Origin of the sequence: Desulforhopalus singaporensis, assembly GCF_900104445.1 — a bacterium.
Classification (GTDB): domain Bacteria; phylum Desulfobacterota; class Desulfobulbia; order Desulfobulbales; family Desulfocapsaceae; genus Desulforhopalus_A; species Desulforhopalus_A singaporensis.
In genome coordinates this window covers 1-9,794 of record NZ_FNJI01000063.1, presented here as the reverse complement: position 1 = coordinate 9,794, position 9,794 = coordinate 1, and the positions used below count along the sequence as shown (strand labels likewise).

Below are 9,794 nucleotides of genomic sequence, written 5' to 3'. Positions count from 1 at the left end.
TAGATTAAGTTCATACTTCATATTAAATGTTTACGAAAGATGATTTTACCGAATGGCGCAATTTCAATGACTTATATTTACATCGGGAATAGCTGTGTTTAATTCATCCTTTTGACTACTGATTGCTTTCAGAAATATTGGATTTATGTAATTATCTTTATTAATCCGGATGGTGATTGACGAACATAGATAGAGCCGCCCGGCCTTTCATTTTGAACAAAATCTCAAACAGGGTGCGCAATGCACGCTATCTGGCGTATGGATTAATAATACTGTCTTAACTACCAGTTAATGAGCAGATGCTAAGCTGAAAAAGGGGAGATATATCTTGAGCTGGAATGACTGACCCAATGTTCTGGAATATTGAGAAAACTTAATCGTTTATCAATTGAATATCTAGCTTTTTGATTTTGTATCGCAAAGACTGAGATGAGAGGTTGAGCAATCGTCCGGCTTTTGAGATATTGTATCCGGCTCTTTTTAGGGCGTGATCGATATGGTTTTTTTCAAAATTATCCACGGCAGTCTTTAAGCATATTTTGTCCCGACTGAGCATGTCAATCTGATCAGCTTGACCGAGGTGGTGAATGGGATGGATGTGGGTTGCAGAGTCTTCCTGTTGCGCCGTGTCGTTGGTGGTTTTTTCGTAATTTTCGATGAAATACAAAGAAAGATGATGCTTGTAAATAGTTTTTTCCGTTCCGAGAGAAGTCAGGCTCGATGCTAAGGTGTGTTCCAGCTCACGGACGTTTCCCGGCCAGTGATACTTTTCAAATATAAAATATACTTCATTAGAAATTGTGACTTGATCAGTCGTCTGTGATTTCTCTTGGTTCCACTTTTCAAGAAAGTGATTGCACAGCAATGGAATGTCCGATTTGCGTGCATTCAGATTCGGTATTTCAATAACTGCAACTGCCAACCGGTAAAAGAGATCGGGCCGTATCTTATTCTCTTGTAAAGCCTGGGTTGGTGGGATGTTACAGGTTGAAATGAATTTTACGTCAAACGGTTTTTCCTGATGGGCTCCGACTCTCCTGATTTTTTTTTCTTGAATCACCCTGAGAAGCTTTGCCTGCATATCAAGAGACATGGAGTTAAGCTCATCTAAAAGAAGTGTTCCGCCTTCTGCTTTTTCGATTAGCCCAGATTTATCGATTGCACCGGTAAAGGCACCTTTGGCGGTTCCAAATAGGGTTGCTTCAAGTAAATTTTCAGGTATTGCCGCGCAATTTATTGGTATAAAGGGTTTACTGGCTCTGGAAGATTCGTAATGAATTGCCTGCGCAAACAGTTCTTTTCCGCAACCGGTTTCAGCCCAGATCAAGGCTGGAAAATCGGTACGACTGTTTGCTCTTGCCTGATCGATGGCTTTGTTTAGAACATGGTCTTTGCCGACAATTGAATCGAATGTGTATTTACGAGGGACTGCATATTGGCTGCTGACGCTGCGTATTTCTTTATCAGGTGCAGGGTATCTCGCAAATAAATTCTGGCTGACCTGAAGATTGAGGGAAAAATGAATGACTCCGTCAATTCTTCCCTTTGAAAGCAACGGAAAACTTGAGCATAAAGAATTAACTAATTTTTTCTTTATCGTATAATAAAGAATGGTTTTTTTTATAATCGGTTTGCCCGTTTTAATAACCTGGATGGAAAGATGATCGCTTTCTTGGAGAGCGTAAAAACTTACCATAGGTTTCCCTATAACATCCAGGTCCAGCAGATCATCGGTTCTTGCGAGAATTTTGTTTACATAAAGAATACTGCCCTCCTTATCAAGTATCATTACGCCAAGAAGGGAGTTTGCCCAGATCTGCAGGTAGGCTGGTGAAAGTACAGTCTCTAAATCAAGATCTTTATTGCGCATAATTTCTGCATTCGAGCTAACTGTCAGATTTTAAAAAAGATCAAAATATAATAACGTTTATGAAGTGCGCACCACACCTGACATTGAAAAAAAAGATGACTTCAATGTAACGGGATAGGGTGCGCAGCTTCTTTACATGTCGGCTGATAAGGCACCGTCATGAACAGTATGTTACTATGAAGGTGTTACCAGTTACAATGCTTTCGATCAAAAATTCGGATCTTTTGCAGTTTCTTTTTAAAAAATCCAACTCGAATCTTTCACGCATTAATGCATGAAATGCAACAAAACAGGCCTCGTAAAAAAATAATGAAATATGTGGGTTGCCTACCGGTTCCTTATGCCCCGATCTTTAATACATTTTTTAGGTAGTCGATACTGTCAAGGCAAGCCTGGAGTTCTTTTTTGCGGGCAACTTCAATGGAATCTTTACCCATTTCCCACTCTACTTCAAAAGTAATGCGGTCCAGAGGAGAGTTGTCTCTGATGGTCTGCAAAACCTTGCCGCAGTCTATATCACCCTTGCCAATGGCAACACCAACTGAGTGGGTGCCGTTTGCGTCGACCACCAGCTTGTTGTCGCAGAAGTGGCAACAGAAAGCGTAGGGAGCCAGCTTTTTGACCGCTTGTTCAGGGCCTTCAAGCACTACCAGAGAATTGATGGTGTCCAGGCAGGCACCGATCATCGGGTGATTGAGCTGCTCGATCAACCAGATGACTTCATCGGCATAGGTGTCGCAATGATTTTCAATGGCAAGCTTCAGACCAAGCTTTTCCATCAGAGGTATATTGGCCTTGAATTCATCGTAACGATCGCTCAACTGGCGCATGACATCCGGATGAAAACAGGTTCCGTACAGTGGTCTCGGACGCTCGATATCCAGACTGTACTTTACCAGGTCAGCACCGATGGCGTCAGCCGTGAGAAATGCCTCCTTCACCGATGAGTTGACACGCGGATCGCAGGGGGCATCGAAGGAGACGTTGTATTCCAGGTAAAGATCGTGCGCCTCAGCAGCTGCCTTAACCTCAGCCAAACGTTTCGGATCACGACTTTCCAGGTCGACGTTGGTTATATGCAGACCATCCAGGCCCCATTCAACGGCCAAGTCCATCAGTTCCATCAGAGTGATCTTCTTTTCATAGGTATGCTGGCCCTTAAAACCCCAGCTCTCTCCCAGTCCGCTTAGATGTAGGGTATATGTATGCATACCGAGCTTTAGCTGTTTCTTGCTGTACTTAGTCATTGTGTTTCTCTTTTTCTTGTAAAATACCCTGAATAAGGCTCTGACCTTCCCTGTCAATGAGCAGCAAACTCACTGTGTGAAGGCCGCTTCTTGTTAGTTCAAAAGACTGCAGTATGACTCAAATCGATAGCTTTGGTGGTCGTATTGGTTAGGTAGAGGCGCATAGTGCAGACTATGCACCACCTGTTGCGAGTTTGTTACTCTCGGTTAAATAAAACCAAATAATTTTGGCAGAAACAGGGATAGGGGCGACCAGAATGTCGTTATCAACATTACGGGCAATGCGGCAGCGATCATAAAATACATTGCGGGCTTTATTACCTGTGACATGCCGACATTCCCTATTCTGCATGACATGAACAGGATCGGCGCCATTGGCGGACTGTTGCATCCGATAACTACACTTGTCCCAACTATTGCGGCAAAGTGAACACCGCTGATGCCAATGGATTCCATAACCGGGAGCAGCAGCGGGCTCACTATTGCTACGACAGAAACATCATCCATTATCATCCCAAGCAGGATAAGGAATACATTTACGAGAAGAAGAATAATTATCTTGTTCTTAAAGGTATCCATCAGCAGCTCGGTCAGCTCCTGCGGAATGCGCTCAAAGGTAAAAATGCGGCTTGCAACAAATGAGAAAACGAGAATTATCAGGATAACGCCTGTAGTAGTTGCAGCATTAACCAAACATTCGCCAATTTTTTTAAGGTCTAACTCTTTATAGACAAACAATCCAACAGGTATCGCATAAGCAACTGCTATAGCTGCAGCTTCCGTAGGGGTGAAGAAGCCACCGTAAATGCCTCCCAGAATAATTATTGGAAGCATAAGGGCTGGCAGTGCTTCCCAACCTGATTTGCCAATCTCCGATACCCTTGTGGAAAAATCGAGTTTTTTATCACTTGTATCTTCTACCTTTCTCATCTGCAAAGCATTAAGGACGCAAAGAACAAGAATAAGCAGGATGCCGGGACCAACCGTGGCAAGAAAACAGGCGGCGACCGACTGACGGGTCACTACCGCATACAGTATCATGGTGATAGAAGGCGGGATCAATAGACCAAGCAGTGAAGAAATACTTAGCAGCGCAGTGGTGTATGGTCTTTTGTACCCGTGTTTCTCCATTGGCCCTATCATAATCGTACCTATGGAGGCAACAGCTGCGGAAGCAGTTCCCGATATTGCTCCAAATATACCACAGGCAACGACCATGGAAGATCCCATTCCGGAACGGGAACGGCCGACCAGGGCTTCGACAAAAGAGACTAATTTCGCGGCCATTCCACCTCGTTGCATGAGGTATCCGGTCATGATAAACAAAGGAAGGGCAATGAGTATTACTGAATTTACCGACCAGAATCCTGTTGTCATGAGAGAGGATATGTCGACATCGTACATATACGATAATATCAGGGTCATGGCAGCAAACGAGAAGACGACGGGGACCCCGATCATCATAAATCCGATTAATACTAATATTGCTATAATGGCGCCCATTTTGACGTCCTCCTTTCTAACTTTTTATTTCTTTAAAAGGTTCCCCAGGTCAGTGAAAATATCCCGCACCAGATACAGAAGGAAGAAGAGACTGGCGACAAATAAACTGCTCTGCGAGTAGTACCAGGGAAGATTGAAAACAGGAGTTGTCTGCTTTTTTGCAAACGCCCAGGTCATGAGATCGTAGCACCAAGTCGAAATATAAATTGCAATGATCAAGGAAATTATCGACGCCAGAAGATGCACAAAGTAGATGACTTTTGGGTTTCTGGAAACAACTTGAACAAAGTCGGCTGCCAGGTGGGAGCGCTCCCTTGACGCAAGAACCGCTCCAAGCATATACAACCACATAACGGTCATCAGGATTATTTCCTCAAGGCCGAACATTGGTGTTCCTATGATTATCCTGGAAAACACTCCAACAGTCATGCCGATTGCTACAATCAGGCACAGGGTGATGACTATTGGCTTTACGATCAGCATTAACAAGGTGTCAAGCGATTTTAAAAACGTGGTAAGGTTCATGACAAGACTCACTGGTATTTGATTTTTATCCACCCGAGAGCACAGAAAAATTGGCGCCCTCGGATGGATCGGTTACATTAACCTTGACCGGGAACAGACGCTTTTTCCCTCACTGTGTCCATTATCTCCTTGCCAAGTTTTTCTTCAATCAAAGGCCAGACTTCGGCCCTTACACGTTTTACCCATTGCAGTTTTTCTTCGTCGGTCGGGCGAATGTATTTAATTCCCGCCTCTTGAGCCGTCTTTATCCATTTATCATCTTCGTTTTTGGCGTCCTTGAACTGCTTATTGATTACCTCCATCGCGGCATCTTCCAGGATTTTCTGATACTCAGGCGACAGACTCTCCCATTTGTCGTTGTTCATCAGCAACGAATAAGAAGAAAAATTGTGTTCCGAATGCACATAAAAATCCAATTGATCGCGGAAATATTCATAATCCCAAAAGATTACGTTACTGGAGTCACCGTCGACCACACCTGTTTGAATCGAAGTGTATACTTCTGACCAGTCGATAGGTACAGGCTGAAAACCCATCGCTTTAATGGTTTGCGGCAGTGGAAAGATTGGCTGGGAGCGGACCTTGAGCCCTTTTGCGTCTTCAAAATTGGTGGCATACCTTTTTTTCGTTGCAATTCCGCCGAACCCTTCGGGGTAAGGACCAAAATATTTAAGACCGATTTCGGCGAAGACCGGCTCTATAAGCTTCTTGAGCCATCCATCTTTGCCGTAACTTGCCATGGCGTCTTGCCATCCCAAGACCAGGTACGGGATATAGTTTATTCCTAAACGTTCATCGTAAGAGGTCTGGGGCCAGGTAAGCATCATATCGATATTGCCCTTTACCAGTTGGTCGAACATCTCTTGCTGACCGCCCAGTTCTCCTTGGTAAAAAACACTTACTTTGATTTTTTTGTCAGATCTCTTTTCGATGAGATCGGCCAGCATCTGCATTGATTTTCCCTGAGCGGTGTTTTTATCACCGGATTCAAGAGCAAGATTGAGCTTTAGTTTTTTTGCCGCTAGTGCTTCGGAATTAAACCCGCAGAGGCTCCACATAAAAGCCCCGGCCAGGAGGACACAGAAAACCTGAATGACTCTTTTGGAATAAATGTTCATTGATTTCTCCTCATAGTTGAAGTTGACTGGTATGGTTAAGACACTTCTGATTTAGCGAGTTGCAGCAGGCTCATCACAGGTAAAGCAATTGCAAGCTGCATACCACATCATTAACGTGTTTTGAGGATTATGACCCAGCTAGCTGAAATAAATGGGCATTCGATATCTGGTCTCTCTTATGTAAAGTTTTTTCCTTCTTTGTTGCCCGTGTAATAAAACATTCAAAAATGTAAAATATTTTCTATTTTTGAAAAATATCAGATAAACGTGGTTTTTCTTAGCGGCACCTTAGACGTGCTGAAGGGTTTGTCTGCTGTGCGATAAAGAAGCGTATCGTTTAAACAGGTAAATGCTAAATATAACACGTCAAAATACGACAATTTGTAAATTGTTCTGGATTTGGTTTAAATTACCAGCAAGTTACCTGCGTTTTTCCAACCTGTTGCTGTCGCTCTCTTGAATTTCCTCTCCTTTATTGTCCGTGTAAGAAAGCATTCAAAAATGTAAAAAAATTTCTATTTTTGAAAAAAATCAAACAATCATGGCTTTTCTTTGTAATACTTCAAATAAGCTGTTTCAGCTTATTTGCGGTTCTATTGAGTATATGCTTGTAGTTTCGCGGATAATTCGTACATATGCCAGGGAAAATGTGGAATTTTCATGAGTATGACTTGAATCATTAACAAAACAACAGCTTATTCCCTAATTATTTCCAGAGAAAGCCAGCGCAACAGTGCTTTGCAACGTTATTTTCGATTGGCGCATTCTTTGCCCGTTCAGATCAAAATATTTTTGGCATATAATTTGCTGTGCCTAAAGCAATCGTCATACTTTACCATGCTGGTGATATGACGGTGATGGTGGCAGCAGGCATTGCAACAATATGTTGGATATTACGGTTAGGTTTTTTTCAATATTAAATTCTGCTTGTTGAAGGGAATTTGATGTTTGAAAAGATGCAATTAAAAAAACAATTAAAGAAGGATTGCGGTCAAGAACGCAAAAAGTAGTTGAAACCGGTGCGACAACAAAAAAGAGCGGGCAAACTCTTAGTTCCGGGTGGCTTGGCCGGCCGGACTGAAGCATCAAAAATCACCAGGGAAGAAAAATGATAATCAAGCACACTTTCACATCCATCGACACCCATACCGGAGGTGAGCCTACCAGGACGATCACCGGCGGCATTCCTTACATTCCCGGCGACACCATTGCCGAGAAGATGCTGTACCTGAAGGAGAACATGGACTGGATCCGGACTTCGCTGATGTTCGAACCGCGAGGCCACAGCGTCATGTCAGGTGTCATCCTCACCGAACCCAAGCATCCCGAGGCGGATGTCGGAGCAATATTTATCGAGACCGGCGGCTACTTGCCGATGTGCGGGCACGACACCATCGGGGTGGCCACGGCGCTGGTGGAGACCGGGATGGTACCGGTCACCGAGCCGGAGACCTTTATAAATCTCGATACCCCCGCAGGACTGACCCGGGTGCGGGTGCGGGTAGAAAACGGGCGTGCCAGGGAGGTTACTTTTCTTGGCGTGCCAAGCTTTGTCTTTGAAAGAGACCTGGAGATCGAAGTGCCGACGATTGGGCGGCTCACTCTGGATATCGCCTACGGAGGCAATGTCTATGCGATCCTGCCGGCCGCTGATGTGGGCCTTGAGATCAGGCCGGATACGGCAAGCGCCCTTATCGAGAAAGGACGGGTTATCAGGCACGAGTTAAATCGCCAGGTCAGAATCCAGCATCCCGAGCTCGATTTTGTCAACGAATGCACCCATGTGGAATTCTATGGCCCGCCGACTTCGGAAAAGGCGCAGATGAAGAACGCAGTGATCCTTTCCGACAGCGGTTTGGATCGCTCACCTTGCGGCACGGGAACCTCGGCGAAAGCCGCCCTGATGTACGCAAAAGGCGAGTTGAAGCTTGATGAAATGTTTGTCAACGAAAGTATCATCGGGAGCCTTTTCAAGGCTAGGGCTGTCGAGGAAACCACGGTCGGCCCACTACCGGCCATAATCCCGGAAATTTCCGGTTCGGCGCATATCATGGGGATGAACCAGCTTTTTATCGACCCCGACGATCCGTTAAAGGACGGTTTCTTGCTGGAATAGGGATTTTTTTTACCCAACAAAAACTATAAGTAAAAAATAATTATCAGCGGTCTTCAGGGGCAGGTTTCGTAATGGTCGATCATGCGCGATTGCGATCGCTGCCGGGGTGGTGTCCGGGATAAGCCCGGAGTGTCCGGTACGGTACGATTTTGACGTAACGGAGTCTTACATGCCGAGAAGACTAAATAGTAAAACAGATCAGGAGTATTTTTTTAAGGAGACGCCATGTTTGCAAATATGACGCAGATCACCCCCCGCATGCGGGTATTGTCCGATTCCCAGATCAAGGAGATTCATCTGGCGGCCTGTGAAATTCTCGAAAGAACCGGATCGCTGATCCATAACGAAGAGGCCAGGGAGCTTCTCTACAGTCACGGGGCGGTAGTCGAGGGTGAGCTTGTCAAGATCCCAAGTTACCTGGTGGACCGGGCGCTGTCCAGCGTGCCCGAACGCTTTGTACTCTGTAACCGCGACGGTAAAAGAAACCTGCATATGGAGACGGGCAAGACCCATTTCTCCCCGCTTGTCGACAACATCGATATTGTCGATCCCCACACCCGCAAAAGACGCAAATTCGTGGCCTCTGATGCCAAAAAAATGGCGCAGCTCATGGATTACACCAGGCATATGGATGTGGTCCAGGTGGGGGCGTTTGCCGCCGACCTGCCGCCGGAGACGGTGGACAGGATCAACGTGCGGGAGATGATGCTTAACCAGCGGAAATCGATCTCGTTCAGCCCCAACGGTCCCGAAGGGTTGATGGATATTATCGAGATGGCCGAGATAGTCGCCGGCGGTCGTGAGCAGCTGCGGATAAACCCGTACCTGATCAAGCTGGGAGAGCCGATCTCGCCGCTGAGGCACGACGGGCATGCGCTAAAAGAGCTTATGATCTGCGCCGAGTACGGAATGCCGATCGTCTATTATCCGATCCCGATGGGCGGGGCAACCGCGCCCGCCACCTCGGCGGGGCTGCTGGCCCAGGGCCACGCCGAGTCGCTTGCGGGGCTGGTGGTCCACCAGCTGACCAGACCCGGGTCGCCATTTCTGTACGGCGGCGTGGCGACGGTTATGGACATGAAGTCTACCGTCTGCGTCTATGCCGGCCCGGAGATTTACCTCCAGTGCGCGGCTCTTGCCGATATCGCCAACTATTTTGAGCTGCCGTTCTGGGGTACGGCGGGAATGACCGACACCGTGGTGCTCGACGAGCAGGGGGCGGCGGAAATCGGCATGTCCTGTCTGCTCGCTGTCCTGACCGGTGCCAACCTGGTTCATGACGTCGGTCTGCTCGACCAGGCCAGCCTGGTCGATCCGGCCACCATCCTCTTCTGTGACGAGGTGATCGACCACGTGAAGCATTTCATGCGCGGCATCCACCTGAGCCCGGAAACGTTCGCCATGGACGTGATCGA

General features: G+C 46.3%; 7 protein-coding genes. 2 read left to right on the top strand and 5 right to left on the bottom strand.

The features are described from left to right. Nucleotides 1–373 precede the first annotated feature (373 nt). The 5 genes from BLQ17_RS20880 to dctP form a co-directional block, all read right to left on the bottom strand. The gene (locus BLQ17_RS20880; protein WP_092226085.1) at nt 374–1,870 is read right to left on the bottom strand and encodes a sigma-54 interaction domain-containing protein; all 1,497 of its coding nucleotides are present in this window, start codon (nt 1,868–1,870) and stop codon (nt 374–376) included. 338 nt (nt 1,871–2,208) lie between these two features. Then, complete coding sequence (locus BLQ17_RS20875) at nt 2,209–3,117, bottom strand: sugar phosphate isomerase/epimerase family protein (protein ID WP_092226083.1); 909 nt, start codon at nt 3,115–3,117, stop codon at nt 2,209–2,211. A gap of 207 nt (nt 3,118–3,324) precedes the next feature. Next, a complete protein-coding gene (locus BLQ17_RS20870) occupies nt 3,325–4,620 on the bottom strand; it encodes a TRAP transporter large permease (RefSeq protein WP_092226080.1) in 1,296 nt (431 codons plus the stop codon). 24 nt (nt 4,621–4,644) lie between these two features. After that, nucleotides 4,645–5,145: a TRAP transporter small permease gene (locus BLQ17_RS20865; protein WP_092226078.1), complete on the bottom strand. Its 501-nt coding sequence runs from the start codon at nt 5,143–5,145 to the stop codon at nt 4,645–4,647. Between the two features lie 77 nt (nt 5,146–5,222). Continuing rightward, on the bottom strand, nt 5,223–6,263 hold the full coding sequence (gene dctP / locus BLQ17_RS20860; RefSeq protein ID WP_218121875.1) for a TRAP transporter substrate-binding protein DctP: 1,041 nt from the start codon (nt 6,261–6,263) through the stop codon (nt 5,223–5,225). 1,108 nt (nt 6,264–7,371) lie between these two features. On the opposite strand from dctP, the gene BLQ17_RS20855 reads away from it, so the two are divergent. Together BLQ17_RS20855 and BLQ17_RS20850 are read left to right on the top strand one after the other, a co-directional pair. Continuing rightward, nucleotides 7,372–8,379: a proline racemase family protein gene (locus BLQ17_RS20855; protein WP_092226075.1), complete on the top strand. Its 1,008-nt coding sequence runs from the start codon at nt 7,372–7,374 to the stop codon at nt 8,377–8,379. Nucleotides 8,380–8,604: 225 nt separating this feature from the next. Continuing rightward, nucleotides 8,605–9,794 (top strand): trimethylamine methyltransferase family protein (locus BLQ17_RS20850; RefSeq protein WP_092226073.1); only part of this gene is annotated, 1,190 nt, incomplete at its 3' end.